This is a genomic window from Ruegeria atlantica, from assembly GCF_013032455.1.
Taxonomy (GTDB): domain Bacteria; phylum Pseudomonadota; class Alphaproteobacteria; order Rhodobacterales; family Rhodobacteraceae; genus Ruegeria; species Ruegeria atlantica_B.
Genome location: NZ_WQCF01000006.1, coordinates 152,019 through 175,112, shown reverse-complemented (window position 1 = coordinate 175,112; position 23,094 = coordinate 152,019). Strand labels below are relative to the sequence as shown.

At 53.3% G+C, this 23,094-nt stretch carries 13 protein-coding genes and 1 tRNA gene; 8 read left to right on the top strand and 6 right to left on the bottom strand.

Features of this window, described 5'->3' with window-relative positions:
• Positions 1-9: 9 nt before the first annotated feature.
• From GOW93_RS12415 to GOW93_RS12395, 5 genes are read right to left on the bottom strand one after another with little or no spacing between them, the layout of a single operon-like run.
• On the bottom strand, positions 10-870 hold the full coding sequence (locus GOW93_RS12415; protein ID WP_170384542.1) for a hypothetical protein: 861 nt from the start codon (positions 868-870) through the stop codon (positions 10-12).
• A 23-nt stretch (positions 871-893) separates the two neighbouring features.
• Entirely contained in the window at positions 894-1,295 is a 402-nt protein-coding gene (locus GOW93_RS12410) for a hypothetical protein (protein WP_170384541.1), read from the bottom strand.
• 22 nt (positions 1,296-1,317) lie between these two features.
• Positions 1,318-3,042 carry a dynamin family protein gene (locus GOW93_RS12405; RefSeq protein ID WP_170384539.1) on the bottom strand — a complete coding sequence of 575 codons (1,725 nt, stop codon included), beginning with the start codon at positions 3,040-3,042 and terminating at the stop codon, positions 1,318-1,320.
• A gap of 8 nt (positions 3,043-3,050) precedes the next feature.
• Positions 3,051-5,060 (bottom strand): dynamin family protein, encoded by a 2,010-nt coding sequence (locus GOW93_RS12400; protein WP_170384537.1) that lies wholly within the window; start codon positions 5,058-5,060, stop codon positions 3,051-3,053.
• Between the two features lie 2 nt (positions 5,061-5,062).
• The gene (locus tag GOW93_RS12395) at positions 5,063-5,479 is read right to left on the bottom strand and encodes a hypothetical protein (RefSeq protein WP_368039667.1); all 417 of its coding nucleotides are present in this window, start codon (positions 5,477-5,479) and stop codon (positions 5,063-5,065) included.
• Positions 5,480-5,979: 500 nt separating this feature from the next.
• On the opposite strand from GOW93_RS12395, the gene GOW93_RS12390 reads away from it, so the two are divergent.
• Positions 5,980-6,064: transfer RNA gene (locus tag GOW93_RS12390), tRNA-Leu, on the top strand.
• A 322-nt stretch (positions 6,065-6,386) separates the two neighbouring features.
• Here GOW93_RS12390 and GOW93_RS12385 read toward each other — a convergent pair.
• On the bottom strand, positions 6,387-6,857 hold the full coding sequence (locus GOW93_RS12385; protein WP_170384535.1) for an aminoacyl-tRNA deacylase: 471 nt from the start codon (positions 6,855-6,857) through the stop codon (positions 6,387-6,389).
• A gap of 451 nt (positions 6,858-7,308) precedes the next feature.
• On the opposite strand from GOW93_RS12385, the gene GOW93_RS12380 reads away from it, so the two are divergent.
• From GOW93_RS12380 to GOW93_RS12350, 7 genes are all read left to right on the top strand, one after another.
• Positions 7,309-8,253: an isopenicillin N synthase family dioxygenase gene (locus GOW93_RS12380; RefSeq protein ID WP_170384533.1), complete on the top strand. Its 945-nt coding sequence runs from the start codon at positions 7,309-7,311 to the stop codon at positions 8,251-8,253.
• Between the two features lie 812 nt (positions 8,254-9,065).
• Complete coding sequence (locus tag GOW93_RS12375) at positions 9,066-15,284, top strand: hypothetical protein (RefSeq protein WP_170384531.1); 6,219 nt, start codon at positions 9,066-9,068, stop codon at positions 15,282-15,284.
• Between the two features lie 150 nt (positions 15,285-15,434).
• Positions 15,435-17,171, top strand: coding sequence for a type I secretion system permease/ATPase (locus GOW93_RS12370; RefSeq protein WP_170384530.1), 1,737 nt, complete (start codon positions 15,435-15,437; stop codon positions 17,169-17,171).
• Between the two features lie 51 nt (positions 17,172-17,222).
• A complete protein-coding gene (locus GOW93_RS12365) occupies positions 17,223-18,497 on the top strand; it encodes an HlyD family type I secretion periplasmic adaptor subunit (RefSeq protein ID WP_254443543.1) in 1,275 nt (424 codons plus the stop codon).
• A 692-nt stretch (positions 18,498-19,189) separates the two neighbouring features.
• Positions 19,190-20,395, top strand: coding sequence for a YcaO-like family protein (locus GOW93_RS12360; RefSeq protein ID WP_170384526.1), 1,206 nt, complete (start codon positions 19,190-19,192; stop codon positions 20,393-20,395).
• Positions 20,392-21,702, top strand: a complete 1,311-nt coding sequence (locus GOW93_RS12355) for a TfuA-like protein (protein WP_170384524.1) — start codon at positions 20,392-20,394, stop codon at positions 21,700-21,702. The genes GOW93_RS12360 and GOW93_RS12355 overlap by 4 nt, the downstream gene beginning before the upstream one ends.
• A gap of 47 nt (positions 21,703-21,749) precedes the next feature.
• Entirely contained in the window at positions 21,750-23,045 is a 1,296-nt protein-coding gene (locus tag GOW93_RS12350; protein WP_170384523.1) for a hypothetical protein, read from the top strand.
• Positions 23,046-23,094: the final 49 nt, after the last annotated feature.

Sequence of the window (23,094 nt, the reverse complement as noted above, 5' to 3'; positions counted from 1 at the left end):
CCGGGCCAATCATTCCTCTGGCCTCGTCAAAGAGGTCCAAAGGTTGACGACAGCGCCCAATTTGCGTGCCTCATGCACAGCCACAGCGATTTTTTCACCATCGTTAAGAACAGCCAGCCCGGCTCCTTTACCACCAGAAGGCCGCATCACGATCAGTTGCGGATGGTCCATCGCGGTGTTTACGTCTTCATCCCAGCCCGCTAGATCCTGTGCGAAACGGGACAACAGATCATCGCTCGGATGCAGAGGTTCATTTGCTTGGCATGCGCCATCCACGCGCAGCGCCACTCCGTCGGCTCCATCAACCAGTACACGGCCTTGCGCAAATCGTTCGCACCCTTCGTAAAAAAGCTGAGCCAACCTGTCAGGCCCATCTTGTTCTACCGCCGTATCCTGTGGCGCCGGGTCACCAGCAACAATGGAAATGACCGGATCTGCGGGCAGCTCAATGCCCTCACAGGCGACTTCAATCTCGCTGATCGTAATGCCGACGTCGTCCGCCTCAAGCGCGGTATCCGGTTGCAGGGAAATCAATTCCAGAGGCGCGGGCGCGCAGGCTATATCACTGACCAGTTGGGCCAGTTTGCTTGCCAATTCTTCACGCGGTTCAGTTTCGAAATCCGGAGCGATACCTGACAGCACGCGGAATATATCCGTCACACGAGAGCTGTTGACCTCGATGGCAAGACAATCGCCGTTGGCCGCTGTGAATTCTAGACGGCGCGGTAAAATGGTGCCGCGAATAGTTCGCAATACTTTTTCGCGTCGTACCAGCGCGGTTTCACCTGGAACCTGTACCGCTGGGGTTAGGCGCGCGACAGAAGAACGCCCGATATCGTCGAGCATTTCCAGTATGTCCGTATCCATCATCCCGTGACCCCCTCTGATCCGGTTTAGACTGCGGCCGCGACGGGCCCCAGGCTCAGATGTGATTTCGTCAGCGCCAAACCAACATTGGCACTGCTTCGGCAGATGTAGCAGACCACATGATCGGGGTACTCCCGGGTCCGCAAAAAAATGTTCAGCCTGTCGTTCGAAAACACCGCAATTTCCCCAAATCCAGGGTCGTCCGACTCCTCGGAACCGGCGTTGCGTAACAATTCTTCGAAGGCTTTTATTCCCCGTCCTTGAAACAGGTTAGCCACGGCAATCGCAACACTATCCAGAACGGCCGCGCTGTCAGGGTCCGAAGTGTTGGCCCCCAGCAACATGCCAGTTTCCATATCGACATACCCGGCTGCGATGCAGTCGGGTATGGTCGTCATTGCGGTCGCCATTGCGGTTTCGATGGTCATCGCATTTCACCTGTGCCTTTGGTCACAACACATGGTATTCTGCGCTGCCGTTTTTCGGACTGTTCCGGCTGGGAAACTTCGTTTCTTTGGCCTGACGCGCAAAATGCTCGGCTGCAATTTGGTCGTATTCTTCCAGAAACGATTTGAAGACTTTCTTCATGCCTTCTACATTGTCCGGTAGTTCTTCGTCTTGAGTAACTTCGCGCCACATGGACGAAGCACTGATTGGTGTGCCCGCCGGAACATTCAGCAAATCTTCAAGTTTTTCACCTTCATCTTCGCACGAGATAGCCTCTTCCGAAGTCTTGCCATTGGACAAGGGCACAACCTGCGTATCCATCAGGCCGTTGGTTTCGGGTTCCGGCTCATACTCATCTTCGCCATCTTTCGCCTGCTCTGCCATCAGAGCGGTAATGGAGGAAACGGACATCTCTGCGCGCGGTTCCTCGGGCTCCTCCGGCGTTTCTTGGGTTTGCTCAGGTGTTTCAGAAAGTTTGCCTTCCAGCGACGACATGAACTTGTCCGGAGTGGAAACCTGCGTTTCGTCTGTCGGTTCTGCTTCGGATAGAAGAGTATCCTCGTCTTCCAACTCATCTTCGTCCAACAAATCGAACGAGTCTTCCTCACTTGCTGAACCCGCATATTCCGACAGATTCAGGCTGCTATTGGGTGTATCCCGAAAGAAAGCCCGCAGTTCTTCCTCATTGGACTCTTGAATGGGTTCCGCGGTCGGTGTTTCGGTTGTCATCTCGGCGCGCAGGCGTTCGGCTTCGGCAGCGTCAATGCGTTCTTCGCGATCTGTGTCTTCGGTCCTGCGTTCAACACGGGCTGGACGTACAGGAAAGTTGGTGACGACTTCGTTTTCTGAAATCGACTCGGAAACGGGATTAACCAATTTCAACGGTGTCGGTTCATCGTCCTGTACCACATTCCGTTTCGGACGAACGGGATAAGCGCGGGGGGTCTCTGACAGGCTCTTGTCAATCTGATAGCGTGCCAGCAACTCAGCTCGGTTGTCCATGATCTGTTCAGTGATCTCGAGGAAGCTGTCGACCATCTTGCCGCCACCACTGCGGCCCCAAAGTTCGGCATCGCCGCTTTTATCGCGCGCAGTGATTGCATCACGAGCCGAGAACAGGATCGAGCGGTTGAACAGATGGCCTGCCTCGCGATTAACCCGCCGCAGCACCTTTTGACGGTCTTTCAGACCCAACACGTCTGCGCGCGTAACCAAAAGCAGAGAGTTATGTTGCAGGCGTTCGGGCAATGACACCCAAGTTGCCCGCTCGGTTTCGCGCCAAGCCTGAGTGGCATGGGTGCACCACAGAACACCATTTGCGTGGCCGACCGCACGGCGCCAGACATCGCTGGAAATCTTCGGGTCGGAAATGCCGGGCGTGTCAATCAGGTCCACGGCTTCTAGAATATCGGATTCCAGGAAAATGCGAACGAACTGGGCATCGTTCACACCAACAGTATCCAATTGGTCAACCGTAATGTTTTCACGGTTGCCATCCGAGCGCTGAACATAGGCAGATTCCTTGCCCCAGCTGAACCAAACTGGCGGGAGCTGCGTTGCTGTCACCTGTGTCGGCAGCGCGTGTGAACGCAGCAAGAAGTTCATCAGCGTTGATTTTCCGGCACTGAATTCTCCCATCAGCGCAAAGATTGGTTTGCGCCGGGACCACTGCTCGATGCGGTTCCATGCCTTAGGAGAAACGAAGCGGGTTTGTGAATCTTTTGCCATATCGCTACTTATGCTGCCTCGTTACTTAGATCTTTCAGGATATCGCCCAAGATATCGTCGCGCGATTTTTTGGGCGTAGCGTCTGCTGTCAGAGCCGCGTGGTTCGGACCCTTTTCGGCTGAGGCCGAAATATTGAGCAGAGTCTCTTTTTGCTCGCGCAGAAAGTCGGACAAGCCTGCCCGGACATTCTCCAGAACCGCAGCAATCTGATTTTCCTCGATATCTTTGGTGATCGAGTTTGCCTCAGATGCGATTAGGCGAGTGTAGTCGGCGGCGTAAGCCTCGAACCCTTTGCGACGCTGCCACCAACGGCGCCACCACGTGCTTTGCAAGTCCAAAGCAATCGTGCGTCCGATACCAAGTGGAGGTGGAACGCGAGGGACGATCGGCGCCTCGATGCTGAACTCTCCAAGATGGTTGCCCAACAGTTTTTGATACAGAGCTTCAACGTCAGAAGCTGCCGTATTGTAAAGCGCACCGGCTTCTTTCCGCATCGATCGGGCAAAGCTGAAATAAGCCGCTTTTTGCAAGGTTCGCAAACCGGCCGGGGCATATTGCCAGGTGCCTTGCTCGCCATTCTTTTCCAGATGCGCGATCAGAGAATCCGTGGCCCGCTTGACGAAGTTGTCTTCGGCCGATTTCAACCGTTCCAACACTTTGTCACGCAAGGACGTGGTCAAGGCGGCGGCCTTTTTTTCATACTCTTCGGTTACTTTGGCGATGGCCTCCTCTGGGGACACGCCATCAAGATCGCGCACAACGCCCTGACCATCAGACAGCTTCTTTGCGACCGCTGTCGCGCGGATCTGGCTGGCGATGTTGCGCGCCCGATGACGCACGCGGTCCAGCAGGCGATTGCCTGCGCCTTCGGCAATTCGTTCGTTCATAGTCAACAGCAAATCAGGCAGGCCGGACAACGCCCAAATCTTGTCAAGTGAAGGTGCCTGATCGCCAAATCCGGCGGCCAGATAGAAGGTATTCAGAGCCTCACGAGAGTCCTCGTTCAGAATGTCGGGATTGCCGGTCAGAGCAGCCTCGGCCCAAAGCGCGCTGCCGAAAACAACGCTGGTGTTGGTATCGATATTGTTCTGTTTTAGCGTGTCTTGAATGCGATCGCGGATTTCCGGCACCTGGTTGACCGGGTCCGCCAATTCGTCAATCCGGTTCACGAACAGGATGATCTGCCGGTTTTCGAACTGCGCGATGATCCGCATCAGCGCCATATCCATCGTGGTCAGCGCCTGGCTTGCAGCCAAAACAACCACGCAGACCTCGGACCCGCGCAGGCTGCGCAGCGTGATCTGTTCGCGCACCATGAAAGTATCGTTCACGCCCGGCGTGTCGCAGAGTTTCAGCGAGATCGGGTACTGCGGAATGTCCATGAACAGTTCCGCCGATTTGGTGACATCAGCAAAGCGGCCGGTTTTAGGATTGATATCCGGGTCATCCTCATCGCCCAGGCATACATAACGCTGGATCAGCTCTTCGTCGAAATAGTCATACTGGTGGCTTTGCCCCAGGATCAGGTCGAAATGCTGGCCAAGACGAGACTCGGATTTCGCTTTCATCTCACCGATTTGGCGGCGGATATCTTCCATCTCGTCGTCGGCACCGGCACGATTGGCCAGTTCGCCCAGACGACCGCCGCCAACCATAAGGTTGTCCCATTCTTCTTGCTCGAAGAAAGTAAACTTGGCCTTCTTGTCGCCTTCGGTGCGCGTATTGATGTTCAGCGTCGTGACCACCGAGGTCCACGGGTTCACATCCGAAGGTAGCAGGGCAGGGCGCCCCGCCAGTATGTTCACGATCGAAGATTTGCCAGCCTTGACCTGCCCGACCAATGTTACACTGGCAGTGAAGTTTTCCATCCGGGTCTTCAATGTCGCCAGACGGGCCGAAGACCGTGCGTCGGCCACCTCTGTCAATTGGTCTATCTGTGTCGACAGCGAAGCCATGGCCGAAGTCATCGGCGTCAGCGCCTCGTTGCCTACGGACAGAAGATGGTCGTTACGCGCCATAGTTAGCCTCCGGTTCCGGTAGCGGCGATGTGATGTTGATCCTGACAGTCCGGGGTGCTGGTCAGGATATCGATGCGTGCGATCAGGTTCAGAGCATTGCCCAGGATTTCTGCCTCGGCACCCGGCGATATCTCATCGTAGGCCTGAGAGTCGGCCAGCACTTCGATCGAACTGAATTGTTCACTGTTCTCCAGCATGGCCAAGCGGCGACCGGTCGGGAAACCTTCGGATTTGGTCTTGGGCAGAGGCATGCGGGAATTGGCAAGAAGGTAATGACGCCCGGAATGGGTGCGCAACGAAACACCAAAACCTGTGTTAGGGTGATTTTGGTTCAGGCATTTCAATTCCCCAAGGAAACTTTCGCGTGCAAGACCAACGGCATCTTGCTCGGCAGCAGCGGCATTCATCGTATTGATCACGGCTAAGACCCTTGTGTTTGAGTTAAGCAAAAACTGGCACGTTACCCGCAGGCAAAAAGACTCAGTAACTCCTGGGCTTCATCAATTACTGGCAAGGCGGTGTTATTTTGACGCGAATAAGATTTTTTGGCGTTTGAAATGTGGCGCAAATAAGAAGCGCCCTGTCGAATGGTCTTAACTATCAGAAAACAAATAGTCTTCTACAGAATAGACGTATGAGCCGCTACGTCGGCCACCGGCTGATTAGCAGCAGTATGTTTATCAAATTTTTCGAATGGTGTTGTCTGAAAACAAAGCCAAACTACTGCGTCTGGGGATTGCGAAATGAACCTTGAAATCGAATTGGCATCAACCTGAGCGGTTTTTGTTGCGACATTCGCCTCCAATAAGATGGCGTCAGGCCGCGCACAAATTTTTTTAGAGGCACGCGAATTTCCCTCTCGCACTCCGCTACAGGCTTTGTTATTGACCACGGCATTCCGGCAAACAAGGCCGGTTCAGCGGGTGTGGCGAAATTGGTAGACGCACCAGATTTAGGTTCTGGCGCCGCAAGGCGTGGGGGTTCAAGTCCCTCCACCCGCACCAAACTAATACCTTGATTTTGAAGTATAATATACCTTTCTATCATTTTACCCCTCACTCTTTCACGCGCCGAAGGGTTGAAAAAAGGGTTTCGGTTTCTGCCACTGAAAAGTCTGGTAGAGCCTCTTCATATTCTCAGTGAAGTTTGATGAGATTCGCCTTCACCATCTTGTAGAACTTGTTTCCCCCGAGGGTCGCCCAACGTCAGCCCGTACTTATTCGCAAGGGGATAAATTGCCGTTTCTCACATCGAACGAGCCATATAGCACGTGCAAAGAAAAACCCCGCCAGGGCGGGGTTAATCCGTGAAGAAATTCCTCGGAGCCTAGTGCATGCAGCAGAAGGCACCGTGTTTTACATCCTTCATCATCATGTCGAAATCCTTACCGCGCATCTCAATCAGAGTTTTGTGGTCTCCTGCTTCGAACCAAATCCTGTCGAGCCCGGTGAGGCTGTTATCCACCACAGTCGGCAGATCATATGCGTCGCCCACAGGTGGTATCGCGCCAAGGGCGCAATCATCAAACAATTCACGCATTTCGGTTTCCGGGGCCAGCCCAAGGCGGCGGTCCATCATCGATTGTAGAGCGGAGAGGTCGACCTGATGATTGCTGGGTAGAACCGCAAGCAGCGGGCCTTCCTCCATGTGTATTACAACGGATTTTGCAAGGTGATCGCCGGGTACATGTGCCGCTTCTGCGCACTCGCTTGCTGTAGCGGCATATGGATGCGGAACAGTGTCAAAAGGAATCCCTTGGCTGTCCAGATGGTGCTTCAGACGAGATGCAATAGTCATCGTGCCCTCCATTTCACAGAAGGCGTCCCGGACGCGAAGCGTGTCACGGTGCGCACCCAGGGCGCAATTTGGTGTATGAGCCTATATTGTGCGCCCAATAATTGGATCGGGCAAGGGGGCAGGATTTGCAATGATATCTGTATGAAAGAAAAAGTGATTAGCGTTCCATGCGGGACACTCCCGAAGGATTCAATATGCTTTGGGTGTGGCAGCGATCCGGAATGGAATTCTTTACGGACGATTATCGCCAACATGCGCTTTAGGGGACCGCTTTCCGACTAGAATTCAGAACAGCCGTTGATCCACGGTTTACTCCGTTATAGCGTCCACTCATGTCAAAGTTCATGCATCTTGTCATCCTGGAGCGTCACAGCGCTCATCGCCGCAAGCGTTTCGCCGGATAGCGCCTCCATTTGTACGTTTCTTAGCGAATTGAAAATGGAGAAATCAGATGACAGAATTTACGGATATCCCCGTACTTGATCTTGCGCCGCTTGTTGATGGCCTTGACACATCCAACCTCGCTTTGGAATTCGCCAAAGCTTATGGTGAGACCGGCTTTGGATATGTTATCAACCACGGTGTCGACCCATTGTTGCGCGCCGCCGTGTTTGATGCCTCGAAAAAGTTTCACGCTTTGCCGGAACGTGACAAACAGAAGATTGCTTTAAACCAGCGCCACCGCGGCTATATTGCAATCAACACATCAACTGATGTGAACTCTGATTTGGCCGAGGTGACAAAGCCCAACCAATCTGCCTCTTTCATGATGATGCGCGAAGATGCCGAGGTGGACCCTGCGGTCTATCTATCCGGGCCAAACCAATGGCCGAACCTCGACGGGTTTCGGGAGGTGTGCGAGGCCTATTCACAGGCTATGACGGAACTCGGGCAAAAATTGATGGGCCTGGCATTGGATGCGATTGGCGCAACGGATCGCTCAATCCTCACTGCCTTCCAAACTCCTACGATCTGGTTGCGTCTTCTCCATTACCCGCCGCAATCACCGCAAGCGCCAGATGATTTGTTTGGATCGGCCCCTCATAAGGACTTTGGCTGTCTGACCTTATTGGCGCAGGACGACGCCGGAGGTTTGCAGGTCCAAACTCCGGCGGGTCATTGGGTGGACGCACCGCCAATGGAAGACGCATTTGTGGTTAATGTCGGGGACATGCTGCACCGGTTGTCCAATGGTAAGCTTCTATCAACTCCGCACCGTGTAATAAATGCGTCCGGACGAGAGCGGTTTTCTGTGCCGTTCTTCTTCGATCCGCATGTTTGGGCGAATATTGCCCCTCTACCTGGTACTGGTCCCGCGAAATTTGAGCCGATGAACTTCGGATCGTTTTTGAAGAGCGAACTTGAAGCAAGTTATGAAGCACATCAGGTGGATTAGAAGGTACCTATTAATTTTGTAGCCTTAGGCTCGAACCCTTTGACATTTGGTCACGAGATGTTTTCGCGCACGTCGTTTAAATCCGTTAGAAGCGGTGGAGCGATTAGACATCATTGCCGCGTTTCTGATGGGTTTACCTGCTGATCATCGCAAAGAGGAGTCCGTGATGACTGGCAGCCTTGGAAACCATCATCACGCTAGAAATCAAACCCGACCAGTCAAAAACTGCTCGGCATAACAAATCTGACTCGTGAAATTCGACCACCCAATTTAATTCAAATCTATAATGCATAATTTCATCTTGACATTTCAAAAAGGGAATCAAACAGCCCAGAAAGTCTTCACAAATGATCACGGAAAATTGAATTGATGATTTCCTGCTTTCGATCGAAAGCAAATATATAATTATTTGTTAATTTTCAATTATTTGAAGATGTGAACAAATCAGTTGCCTAGCGGTGCATCAATCTGAATATGATTCAGTTCAAATCGAGCTCAACTTTAAATGATCGGATCATCCGGTTGAATGGGAGGGGGCGAATACAGAATGCGGGGATTTAGACGCACCATCGCCTTTGAAGGCGGTCGAAAATCTCCGACCTATCGTGACTAATCAACCCAATTCGATTGCCGCGGCAATTCGGGCCAAAGTCGACGTGAAGCCGATGGAAGAAAAGACGATTAGCCATTTGTAATCGCCACCTGGATAAGGGTCACGAGAAAATAGAACGAACTGAATGCGCAAAAAAGGAACCGGCCTAAACAAAAATAAAAAAGGCTAAAAATAACCTACAACGGGGACCACTCACAAAATGACAACTGCCGACGCACTGCACGATATCGAAATCTCTGATGAGCTACTTCAGCACTTAGAGGATAACCCAGAGATTGATCTAGCCGCTGAGAGTATCGTCTCGTCATTTGTGGATGCGTTAGAGGCGGAAACGGCAATGTCGGCGAGCGATCTGCTGGGGCATGTTTTCGAAAAGCTGTCTGAGATTGAAGGCTTGGCAGAGTCATATGCATTCTACGATACGTTGATGCAAAATGCTGAATTCAGAGACCTGTTCGCTAACCTGCCTGATATCCAATCGGCCAACGGATTTACATCGGGATCAGTTACAGAAGGCGCAATTGATGATGCGCTTACGGCCACAGGTTTTCTGAGGCGTGGCACGTTCGACAGCCTGTGGCTGGCGGGCGCTTCTTATGACTATCATTTTAGAGGCATTGATGGCAAAACCGATCCGTTTGTCACCCCGATTAAGGTCAGCATCCACGGTCATGAAGTTAAGGTTCCTACTGGTGCAATAGCCGCGCATGCCTTTGGCGTAGCTGCAAGCGCAGTGTCATTGGGTTTCAGCAGCAAAGCGTTGCAGGAAGCCGTGGAGGCCGGGGACGATCTGGCCGTTGCCAACAGTTCGTTGAGCATCACTGGATCGGTGCTAACCGGTGTCCAACAAAGCGTGCGCTTGATATTGGGGACTGCATCGCTACTTACATCCGGCGCTACGAGTACTGCGCTTTCAGCGGCCAACAGCGCCGTAGGGGGTATCAGCCTTGCCGGAAAAGCTGCGGAGCTTGGGAGCAGTGGCGCTTCTGTCGTTGGTGGTGCATTTGCGGCGGCTGGCATTGCCATCAGCGTAGCCTCATTCGCGGTCTCCACTGCTCTGACGTTCAGGGAATATGACGATCTGGCACCGATTGATCAGGGCTTTGCAATTGCAAACACTATTGTCGACGGTGTTCAGCTTGTTCTTGGCGTCGTCGCGACAGTCGCTTTTGCCGTTGGTGGCCCGGTTGGTATTCTTGTCGGTTCAGTCTTGTCTGCGGTTAACCTACTCATTGATGCCAGTCAGGCTTTGGCGGAATGGATTGAGTCCTACATCCCCCGCGAGGTCCACGGAACCGATGGGGACGACGTGTTGTATGGGCGTGACGGGGTAGACATCATTTACGGATACGACGGAGATGACGTCATTTATGCCGGTGGCGGCAATGACGATATCTTCGCCGGAAATGGCGACGATCTGATTATTCCGGGAACCGGACGCGATGAAGTAAACGGTGACGGCGATACCGATACTGTGAATTATCTCATCGACGCAGAAACCGCCGATGGCGTGTCGCCTTCAGAACTGGTCGACAGAGCCATTGCACATGGAACAGGTGGACGTGGTCTTTACATCGATTTGCATAATGGCAAATCGTATGTCCGCGGGGGCGACACTCTAACAGGTCATGACTATAACCTGACAGTGTCTGTTGTATTCGAAGATACGATTGGCATCCTGTCTTCAACAACAAACTATTCGAAAGAAGCCTTTGGCGGCTTTGGCGTTGGTGTCAAGGATGAACTAAACAGCATCGAAAACGCGTTTGGGACCAACAAAGACGATGTCATTCGCGGTAGCCAAGGCGCCAACTATCTTGCTGGCGGAAGGGGCGACGATCACATTTACGGCTACGGTGGCGACGATGTCATTTCACCTGGGTATGGCTCGGATATGGTTTCGGGAGGAGAGGGATTTGATACTCTTAGCCTTCGAATTCATAGTAGCTTCGAAGAAATTGAATGGGGTTCGCATACCGTTTATCTGAATGGGGACGGTTCGGGTAGAGTTGAACGTTACATCGACAGTTCGACAACGGAAACAACAGTATTTTATGGCATCGAGCGCGTTTTCGGATCCAACGGCATTGACATAATCCACGGCAGCTCTGGCGATGATGAGATAAGTGGCAATGCGACCTTTAATGGAGGATCAGCTGGAGATCGTATTTATGGATACGCTGGGGACGATATTCTTGCAGGTAGCGGGGGCGCTCGTCTTTTCGGTGGCGAAGGCAGTGATACGGTCACATTCCAATGGCAAGTAGTAGATCCGATCACGGATAACCTTGGTTATTGGGTCAATCTCGATGAGGGAAGATCGTTTCAAATGTTCTGGCGCGATGGTCTCGAAGCTCAAGGCCCGAATGCCAACTCATATTATGATTCCATCGAGAATGTGATCGGGTCAAACTATGACGATCTGATTTGGGGCGATAAAGAAGATAATTTCCTGAATGGCGCAGATGGAAACGACGACATCTTTGGTGGCGAAGGCCGCGATTTTCTTGTCGGCGGCAAGGGATACAATAAGCTAGACGGCGGTGCTGGTGTGGATGCTGTCGGGTACAGCACCCTTACGGATGCCTATGGCGTGAATATCCGCCTGGATGCAGGATTTGCTTTTGAGCGGATCGCGCATGAGAATACTGGTGCGACCACCCAAAAAATACAGGTGAATTCCAACGGTTTGGCCCTTTCTGCAGGCGACGTGCTTACACTGACGATCGCGGGTTATTCTGTGTCGTACACTGTTGACGCTTACAACGCAGCCAGCCACCGTTGGCCGGGACAATTGCTCCAAAAGCTCAAAGACGCATCGGTTCTTGGTAATCTGTTTGATGTGACTGATCCAACAGGGTCAAACTGGAACAATTTCATCACTGCGAATTACGCGTTCGAAAATGTCGAGGTGTCCCTGTCTGTCAATGGCGTCGATATGAGCGGCACGCATGTCACTCAGGTCGACAGCTCTGACGGCATCGGTGCCGTGGACGAACTGACCGGGATCGAAAATGCATTTGGCAGCCACGGTACAGACAATATCTATGGGACCGATGAAGGTAACGTCCTCGTTGGTTTGGATGGCGCCGACGTAATCTATGGCAATGCCGGTGACGATGTTCTGTCCGGCGGCGCCGGGACAGATGATTTGTATGGTGGCGACGGCACTGACACTGTCGCCTACAACATAGGCGATACGCGTAACACCGGTTTCGAGATCGATCTTCAGGAGAACCAAACCTACAATATCAGTGTTGGTCACACCCGGTTAAGCGTTGAGGACAACATCTACGATTTCGAAAATGCGACAGGTGGGTCTTTTAACGATCTGATCAAAGGTGACGATAACGCAAACATTCTGGCCGGGGCTGGGGCTCATGATACGATCTATGGCCGTGGTGGCGATGATATTCTGATTGGCGGTGAAGGCAGCGATGTCTTGGATGGGGGCGATGGGACGGATATCGCCTCGTATTCCGATGTAATGGATGTTGGCATTGTCGCCAATTTGGCGGATGGGGTTGTTGTCGAGAGACTACAAGGCATCGAAGACTCCTTCAGTCGCGTCCAGATTAGTTCGAACGGATTGACGCTCGATGCAGGTGACAGGCTGACCTTCACATTCGCGGGTCGTTCGGTATCGATTACAGTAGACGAATATAGCGGGGAAAACTGGCGGTGGCCTGGGCTTTTGGTCGAAGCGGTAGCAGCCGACCCGGTGCTTGGCGCATTGTTCACCACTACACCAAACACTGGTTCAAGCTGGAACAATTATATCACGGCAAAGTATCCAATCCTGGGACATTCATTCGGAGGTGTGGAGCTTAGACCGACCTTGAAATTGAGGGATGGCGATACCTATTCGACCTACACTTTAAACTCAAATCTGGACTGGATCTACAGCCATACAGTCGAGGGACAGAACGACGTTCTGACGTCGATTGAAGGATTGATTGCTACCGAACAGAACGATGTGATTTTCGGCTCAACCGGCGACGATTTGCTGGTAGGCGGAGGCGGTGACGACATTATCCACGGCAACGGAGGCAATGACGCTTTGTCGGGTGGCGCGGGTAATGACTGGATCTATCTTGCGGCAAGCGGTGACTCAATTGTAACCTTTAATGCGAGAGCTGGTGAGCAGGACGAACTGTACCTGAGCGGCAATGACACGCCCGACATTATCATTGAAGAAACGGGCAGCCTGTCGTCTTATTCGGTGGAGACATACCTTAGTTCGGGTTTAACCGACGCAACGTGGATATATGCGAACAGGCACGACGCTGATCCAGATAATAATTACGCAGCGGTCATCGATTACGCTAATCCGACCAGCGATGGCATCCTCCTGCAGGACATTGTCTATCGGGCCACGGGCACCAGCGGCGACGACACGCTGACAAATAGTGGTTTTGGGTCTGTCATCATCAATGCTGAAGGCGGGAATGATACGATTGAGGGAACCGCAGGCGAAGATCGACTGGATGGCGGTTCCGGTAATGACCAACTTACCGGGCTAGGCGGGAATGACTTCCTTAATGGCGGCGAAGGCGACGATACGCTTTCCGGTGGGATTGGCGACGACACTCTTATCGGCGGACTTGGCGTTGACACGCTGGATGGTGGGGAAGGCACTGACACCGTAGATTACGGTCTGGACATCCAAGAACTGAGCGAACTTTCCGGCCTTGGGTTTGAGGTCAACTTGAGCACCGGCAGGGCTGGGCGTCGTACCCACGCAGACGGATTGGAAGATACGCTGATCAGTATCGAAAATGTCTATGGCACAGAGGGCGCGGATCTCATCACTGGTGATGACAAAGACAATGTGCTCGACGGACGCGGTGGTGATGATACGATCGAAAGCAAGGGTGGGCGCACCATAATTGTCGATGGCGAAGGAAGCGACACCGTAACGGGCTTTGGGACCGGTGATGACTCCTATATCTTTACGGCCAATGCGGGGGACGCCGATACACTGAACAATCATGGAGGTTCAGCCTCCATTACTATTCGCGCGGAGCTGTCGGAGTATTCACATTATGAATACAGCTTCACTGAAAATCAGGCTGGGCGCTATACCCTGACTTTGCCACAAAATTACAGCCTCGAGATCAACACTACCGGCGCGTTCAGTGCTTCGGACTTGTCGTTTGAAATTACGGGTAACGATCAAAATAACTACATCGCCAATGTTTTTGGCGAAAGTGTAATCTTGGGCCTTGATGGAGAAGATACATTAGTCGGAGGAGACGACGTCGACAAACTCTTTGGCGGCAACGGAGCGGACCGTCTATATGGCAATAATGGCAATGACATTCTGGTTGGCGAAGCAGGTGCAGATGAACTGCATGGCGGCGACGGAGACGATGTATTCTCTGGCGGCGACGGGCAAGACCAGATTTATGGCGGTCGAGGGTATGATTACATCGATTATACCTTGGATGAAGCGGATGCACAGGAGGGTATCCGTGTCGATGTGACACTCAATGGTGAAATCCACCGCTGGAATGAAGGATGGAACGGTAATGGTTGGGGGTATTGGGAGCTTGAGGATACCTTCAGTGACATTGAAGGTGTAATTGGCACATCCGACGATGATACGTACTCGACCGTTTTTCACGATGGAGCGCGCGCTGTTTCGTTCAATGGAGGTTTCGGAACTGATACCTTGGACATCGGCACAGTGGATGGAAATACAGCCTATGTTTCTGTCAACCTAGCCGGTGGAGCAGCCGCTGCAATCGACCAGGATGGCGTAACTCATGGCCTGACTGTCCTGCATAGCATTGAAAACGTTGTGGGATCGCAAAAAGCCGAATTTGTTTCCGACACCCTCGCCGACAACTACTACCGAGGAAATGGTGGCGACGATATATTCTATCTCATTGGAGGCGCCGACACTGTGAGCGGCGGCGAGGACAACGACACAGTCTCGTTTGCCAACCTTCAGCATAGTGTGACCGTTTCCTTGTGGGATGGGGGATTGTTTATAGGAGGTTCGTACTCCTACGCGGAGAATAGCGGTAGTGTTACAAACGGAACCCTGTACAGTGTTGAGTACGTGATCGGGTCGATATTCGACGACACTATCAGCGATAGTCTCTACAACAATACAATAAATGGTGGTCAGGGGAACGATCACATTACCTTAACCTCAGAGAGCTCTGTGCACATTCCTGATGACGTGGATAAAATTGTCTTCAATGACAATTTTGGAAACGATGTCATCACTGGGTTCAAGGATGGTACGGATCAACTTGTGTTCGACCTGAGCGACACGACCAACCCAACGATTACATCTTCGCAGTCCGGGGCAGATACGCTCATCATTGTTGGCACGGAAGGTACGATCCTGCTCAAGGATTTCCAGGCGGATGACTTTGATAGCTCTGACTACTCGTTTGTAGCGTGAGTGAGGGCGGTCATGCTCTATCAAACGGCAAGGTACAGTGAAGCTTTTTGCTCAGTTGTAGCTTGCCGCGTGAATGACAAATGGGGCGCGAAAGGTCGACAACGCTGCTGTCTCGTCTGTGATCATCGATAAATTTGGGGAAACTAAACAGTGAATGCTACTATAACCTCACCACAGGAAGCACGGCGCGAAGTTCAGAGCGCCCGCAACGCCGGACTGTGGTATCTTCTGGCAGCGTTCCTGTTCAGTATCTTCGTAAATCTACTGATGCTGACCGGCCCGCTTTTCATGCTTCAGGTTTATGATCGGGTTTTAGCCTCCCGATCTGAAGAGACCCTGGCCGCGCTCTTTCTGTTGGTGGCGCTTCTCTATTCTCTGATGGCCTTTCTCGATTATGCCCGCGGACGGATCGTGGCGCGATTTGGGGCGCGGTTCCAATTGCGTTTGGACGAACGGGTCTATGACGCCATCATGCGACAGGCGATCCTGCCGCAAGCGCGCTCTGCACCTGCAACAGCTTCACGGGACATGGATGCGATTCAAACGCTTTGCGCCTCGCCGGTTTTGTTGGCGTTGATGGATGTTCCGTGGACGCCACTCTTTATCGCGGCCATCTTTATCCTGCACCCGATGCTGGGGTGGTTGGCTGTAGCTGGCGGTGGCACGTTGATTGTCTTGGCGCTGCTGAACCAGTTCCTCACACATCGCAAAGTGCTAAATGCCCAAATTGCCTCATCGCAGGCACATGGGTTTTCAGAACAAACCAGGCGAGAGGCTGAAGTGGTACGCTCGCAAGGTATGCACGCGGATACTTCAAAGCGATGGATGAAAATGCGGATGGATGCATTGAAACAGACCATCGCAGCCAGTGACTGGACGGGGAGCTTTACCGCCATTACAAAAGCCCTTCGGCTTTTTTTGCAATCCGCAATGTTGGCGGTTGGGGCCTATTACGTGCTGCACGGTGAGTTAACTGCCGGGGCCATGATTGCGGGGTCCATTCTCTTGGGTCGCGCCTTGGCGCCGATCGAGCAATCCATCGGGCAGTGGCCTATGATACAGCGGGCGCGCCACAGCTGGAAATCCCTGAGCCAGTTTCTGGATGCAATGCCACCGGAAAAAGATCGGATCGCGCTGCCGAAACCCAATTCCCGCCTCTCTGTGCAGGCTATTTCGGTTGCCCCCCCAGGAACCCGCGCAGCTTTTTTGCGTAATGTCAGTTTTGATTTGGAGCCTGGCGAGGCCATCGGCGTGATCGGCAAAAGCGGATCGGGCAAGACGTCGCTTGCAAAGGCGCTGCTGGGTTTATGGCAACCATTGGCTGGCGAAGTACGCCTGGGCGGAGCCGCATTGGCGCAATATGATCCCATCGCATTGGGCAAACACATTGGATACCTGCCACAGCAAGTATCGCTGTTTACCGGGACTGTGGCCGAGAATATCTCGCGCATGACGTTGCGGCCAGATCCGGAATCCGTGATTGAAGCGGCCAAGAAAGCCAACGCCCATGAGATGATCCTGGATATGCCGGACGGGTACGACACAGTGCTTGACGGCAATGACGGCCAACTCTCGGGTGGTCAGAAACAACGTATCGGCCTGGCGCGTGCTCTTTACGGCGACCCGGTTGTTCTGGTTCTCGACGAACCGAATTCAGCACTTGATAATGACGGGACAGAAGCACTCAATACAGCCGTGCGTGACTTCAAAGCACAGGGTAAATCGGTTCTCATTATGACGCATCGACCTATGGCCCTATCGGAATGCGACCGACTGCTCGTTTTGGAACGTGGTTTGGTCGCAAAATTTGGAAGCCGAGAAGAAGTGCTGACAAGTATGGTCCAAAATGCACAGGCGATCCAACGTAGCTTCGGGCAGGCGAGTTGATCCATGACAGAAACGAAAGAAACAACACCTGATCTAGCCAAATCCTGGAAGATGCATTTGCCGTTCCTGATTGGATTTCTTTCTCTGGTGGTCTTGATTGGCGGCGTCGGGTACTGGAGCGTGCAAACCAAAATGGCCGGGGCGGTGGTTTCTTCCGGTGTGGTTGAAGTGCAATCCCATCGTCAGGTTGTGCAGCATCCCGATGGCGGCGTGGTAGGCGACATTCTGGTGCGCGATGGAGATGTTGTTAACGCCGGCGAATTGCTGTTGCGCCTCGATGGTACTTTTCTGACGTCGGAGCTTACTGTTGTTGAACGCCAACTGCACGAGCTTTGGGCCGGAAAAGCGCGGTTGGAAGCAGAGCGAGACGGGCTAGATGAGTTCGTAGTGTCAGACAAGCTCGCGGCATTGGCCTCTGAGAATGAAGATGTTCAGGACGTACTGCAGAGCCAAAAACGGCTGTTTCTCACGCGTATTCTGGGAACCATTCGAGAGACAACGCAGCTGCGCGAGCGTATTGAACAGATCAAAAACCAGATTGCAGGCACCGAAGCACAGCTTGTGGCGCTGAACCGCCAACTTTCTCTCATTGCCCGCGAACTGGAAGATATGGAACACCTTTTGGAACAGGGTTTGACACCCGTCAGCCGTGTCCTGGCCCTGCAGCGAGAAGAAGCAAATTTACAAGGTCAGATTGGACGGCTGAATTCCGAGATCGCGCGCTTGAAAGGTCAAATTGCCACGATCGAGATCGAAATCCTCCGCCTTCGAACAAGTCGCCAGGAAGAGGCAATGACAACACTGCGGGAATTAGGGGTCCGCGAGATTGAGCTGGTGGAGCGCCGTTTGGTGTTGTTGGAACGACTGTCAAGGCTCGACATTCGTGCTCCTGTGACAGGAACGGTCTATGGTAGTATGGTCTTCGCTGTAAATGCAGTGATGCAGCCGGCAGAGCCGATGATGTATGTCGTGCCGCAGGGTAGGCCACTGGTCGTTTCCGCAAAAGTAGACTCCATTCACATTGATCAACTTTACACTGGCCAACCCGCTACTTTGCGTTTTTCCGCCTTTAATGACCGCCAGACGCCCGAGATTGAAGGTAAGGTTGTGACGGTCTCAGCGGATGTTTTTGTCGATGAAGTAACGGGTCAGAATTATTACCGCGCCGAGATCATTCCCACTGAAGGACAGATTGAAAGGCTAGGAAGTCGGACGCTGCTGCCTGGCATGCCAGTTGAGGCGATGATCAAAACCGACGAGCGCACACCGCTATCTTACATCGCCAAACCGCTCACCGACTATTTCACCCGGGCGTTTAGGGGTTGAGCAGCCGACGGCGTAAGGTTTTGTCATGGTGTTGACGCCAAATCCGGCAGGCATGACGGTCCGGTTTGACCAGTCACGTTGCGAGCCATGAAGGATTTGAGATAATATGGATTATGTTAATTAGATTGGGGTATCACACCAAAGAAATCGCGATAAAGCTGTTTGTAACCGCGTAGTGTCCAGAAACCGGATTGCGGCAGGTCTGCACGCACTTGCTGGAGATGACTACATTCTCAAATCCTGGATTAATCGCGATACTGTGCCATCCGCGTGTGACCCTCTGGAACCTTCAGCCGAGTGGCACTGAGCACCCCTTGACCTTGGACTGGCACAATCCGGCTGAGAGATGGCGAAAAGATGGACGGCGAAGCTTTCGAAGTCGACCTTGCAGACCTATTTGGACGCTCGAAAAACTATTTGATGCCGGAAGCTTTGTCTGGGAATCCCGGCGATACTTTCCCAGGATGGTGCTAGGCCTCCGTATTGGCCGGATGCACGGCTTGGGTCTTCTTATCCGAGTGTGGCATTGAAAACCGGCGAAAATTCCGTTGCCTTTCCCGACTCACCCGCAGCCAATTGGCGAGTTGTGGCGGTTGACCGAATGGATGTGATCCATCATCCTACGTTGTAATAGTCTGGACCGGCGCAATTATTTTCACGTTACGGTCAAATATTTTAACAAGGCCCGCTAAATGCCCGACGGATCGCAAAAGCAATATATGCTGGACACGCATCGGTTGCGCGATCCAGAGCAAACACTTGAGATCGTGAAACCGTTTTTGAAGGACATAGGGATCACCCGGATTGCGAACTTGACTGGGCTGGACCGGGTCGGGTTGCCGACAGTAATGGTTGCGCGACCAAACTCACGGTCGGTTGCGGTGTCTCTGGGCAAAGGTCTTTCATTGCGTGCCGCCGAAGCATCCGGTGTGATGGAGGCGATTGAGTCCTGGCACGCTGAGAGGATTCAGCTTCCCCAGCGCCTTGCCAGATATGCCGATCTTTCACTGGAAACGAATGTTGTGGATGTCGCCGGATTGCCGCGTGTAAGCGGCGGGCGCTTTGATCCCCACGCGAACATTCTTTGGGTTTTGGGGCAGGATGTAGGTGCAGATGTTCCGTGTTGGGTGCCGCTTGAGATGGTTGACACAGACTATACGGCAGCCCCGGTCGGAGGTCAGAAGGCCTTTCCCCGATCAACCAACGGATTGGCTTCGGGAAACAGCGTGGCCGAGGCCAGCTGTCACGCGATCTGCGAACTGATTGAACGGGACGCGACGGCGTTGTGGTTTCAAAATACAGCACCTCCGCGACTGAATGTGGATAGCGTTGATGATCCACGTTGTCGTCAGGCCATAGAGATGATTACAGCGGCCGGGTTAGAGATTGGACTGTGGAATACAACCTCGGATATCGAGATTGCGAGTTTTCGCTGCGTTATCTGCGAAGGAGGTGGGCAACCGGGCCATATCGGTATTGGTGATGGCTGCCATCCGGACCGCGCGATTGCTTTGCTCAGGGCGCTGACCGAGGCCGCACAAACGCGGCTGACTTATATTTCCGGTGCGCGGGATGATCTGGACCCGGAAGAATTCACAGATCAGGCAAAATTCGAACGCGACCGCTATGCGCGCGGTTTGATTGAAGGTGCTGATGCAAGTCAATGCTTCGCCACCTGCCCATCCCATGTGACAGGGTCTTTCGAAGAAGATCTGGAGCTACTTTTGCAGCGGCTTGCTAGTGTGGGAATCTCGCAGGTGGTTATGTTGGATTTGTCACGCCCGGAATTCGACATCGCGGTGGTTCGCGCGGTTATCCCTGGGCTTGAGGCACCTCATGATGATCCTGACTATGTCCCCGGCCCTCGGGCACTTCGCATTTCAGAGGGTCTGACATGACGGCCGTAGTTTTTGTAGGCCCGACGCTTTCACCCGAGGCGGTGTCAGACTGTCTGGATGCTGAAATTCTCCCCCCTGTCCGGCAGGGCGACGTATACCGAGTTGCGCGCGATAAGCCGGATGCGATCGGCATCATTGACGGGTTTTTCGAGGGTGTTCCGGCGGTCTGGCACAAGGAAATCCTGTGGGCGATTGAACAGGGAATTCCAGTCTTTGGCAGCGCCAGCATGGGGGCATTGCGCGCCGCCGAACTGGCCGATTTCGGAATGATCGGCGTTGGTGGTATATTTGAAGACTTCCTCAGCGGCGTATTGCAGGATGATGATGAGGTCGCGGTTCTGCACAGTCCAGCCGAACTGGCGTTTCGGCCATTAAGTGAACCGATGGTGTCAATCCGTGCGACAGTATCAAAAGCTCAGAACGACAAGATCTTACCGCCAGATTCCGCTGCTGAGATATTGCGCTATGCAAAGGCGTTGCACTACCGCCAACGTGCTTGGCCAGACATCCTTGGAGCGTTAGCCGCATTGCCCGGAATGACCGCGTTCACGGAATGGCTGCCAACAGGTCGCATCGACGCCAAGGCCCGGGACGCGTGCGCCATGCTTGAGCGTATCTCCGATTATTTGGCCGATGGTACCCTGCCCGCTCTGGAACCTGCCCGAACTGAACGCACCCTGATGTGGAAGGCCCTGCGATCACGGGTGGATGCGAGTCCACAAGTTTTCGACAGCGCCGTATTGGACGAACTGCGCCTGGACCCCAAACTCTTTACGCGCTTACGGGATCGCGCAGCCTTGGCCCTGCTGTCTTACGAGGACGCGACCCGTCAGGACCTGAACCCCGAGCGTTCCGAATTGGTCAGGCAAATGGACGATCACAGGGCCAGTGCGGGGTTGTCCCGCCGGTCTGATCTGATGCAGTGGATCGAGGCCAATGATCTGAACGCTGAAAGCTACGAAGCAATGCTGGCCGATGGCGCGCGGATTGACGCGGCTGTCACTTCGCGCCCGGGCCGATTGGATGCGCATTTGCTGTCCGAATTGCGCCGGTTGGATCAGTATACAGAATTGCGTGATCGGGCCGTCGACAAAGCCCGGTGCTCCATCCCTACAGGTGCGGTTGGGATAGATCGTCTGCGTGTGCTGATTTGGTATTTTGAATCTCGTCTTGACCAAGAGGTGCCAGATGATCTTGACTCTTATGCACAGTCGCTTGGTCTGGCCGGGCGTGATGCATTTTATGAAATGATTGAAGCTGAATATTTGTATTGCCATTTTGGCACCGATGCGGGGGCCGCCGAATAGAAGAAAGGCCGCTGGATTTGTCCGGGCACGACACGGGAGGACGTTAAGTGAACTACCCCGAACAGATCGAAGAGGAAGAGCCCGGGACGCGGTTTCTGCTTTTCCCACAATCTCCATTTCTGGAGCCGAATGCCGAACTGGAACTGGTCGAGGTTTCGGCACCACAAGGCAGCATCGGTCCGGGGCCGTCAGGGCCGCGCATGTACACCGTCAACCCGGTGGGGAAAACAACTCCATATGGTGCGATCGTACCAGGTCCGAATGGGCCGGGCATGTATCTGCCGCCGTGGGATGGATACATCCAGCCACCCGCCATGCCCGATGAATTTGGCAACTTCATCCATATCGACCCGTCCGATCCCGCCTTTGAGGCCGCCCATTTGTTCGGGTCGGCCCATTTCACCATGGATGTGTGGCAGGGGTATTTCGATCGTCCGATCCCGTGGCATTTCGGCCGAGATTTCGAACGGCTGGAACTGTCACTGTTACCCAGTCTAGATAACGCTCACATTGGCTGGGGTTTTTTGGAAACCGGCGGAACCCACGAGCACGGGGATGAATACCGCCCCTATAGCCTGAATTTCGATGTGGTCGCGCATGAGATCGGCCACGCTATCATATACAGCGTGATCGGGTTGCCCTCGGATGGGGACGCCGGGGGTGAATATTATGGGTTTCACGAATCCGCAGCTGATTTGGTCGCCCTGTTGGCTTCACTGCACTTTGGGTCTGTCATAGACAAACTGCTCGAGAACACGCGGGGAAACCTCTATACGTTCAACCGCCTCAGCCGATTTGCCGAACTGTCGAACAACGCGCAGATCCGAATGGCAGCAAACGACCGGTCGCTTTCGGAATTTGCCGCCGGATGGTCAAGCGAACACGCGTTATCGGAACCCCTGACCGGAGCGATGTTCGATATTTTTGTCGATATCTATCACGAGCGCCTTTTGGTCCACGACCTGATCTCGCCCGAAGACGAAGACTTGTCGGACAAATTGGAGGGCTCACCGAATTACAGCGAGGTGATGCAGGGCATTTTCGACAAGCGCTATGCCGAAAACCCCGAAGGGTTCCGCATCGCTCTGCTTGAGGCGCGCGACTATCTGGGCACCTACCTGGCGGACACCTGGGAGCGGCTGGATGCGGATTTGCTTAGTTATTTCGGGGTGGAAAAGGCTTTGCTGGCGGTTGATCAGGAAATTACTGGCGGCGCATTCCGCCGCATTATCGAGGGCAATTTCAGAATGCGCGATATCGGCCTGATAACTGCGGGGCCTCGCCTGCCCGATCCGGAAGAAGACAGCCACTCGAACTCGGTTCGTACGCAGGTGCCGGATTGACACTAAAATCCTTTATTTTGAAGCAGTTTTATGGCATGCAAGGTGGGGG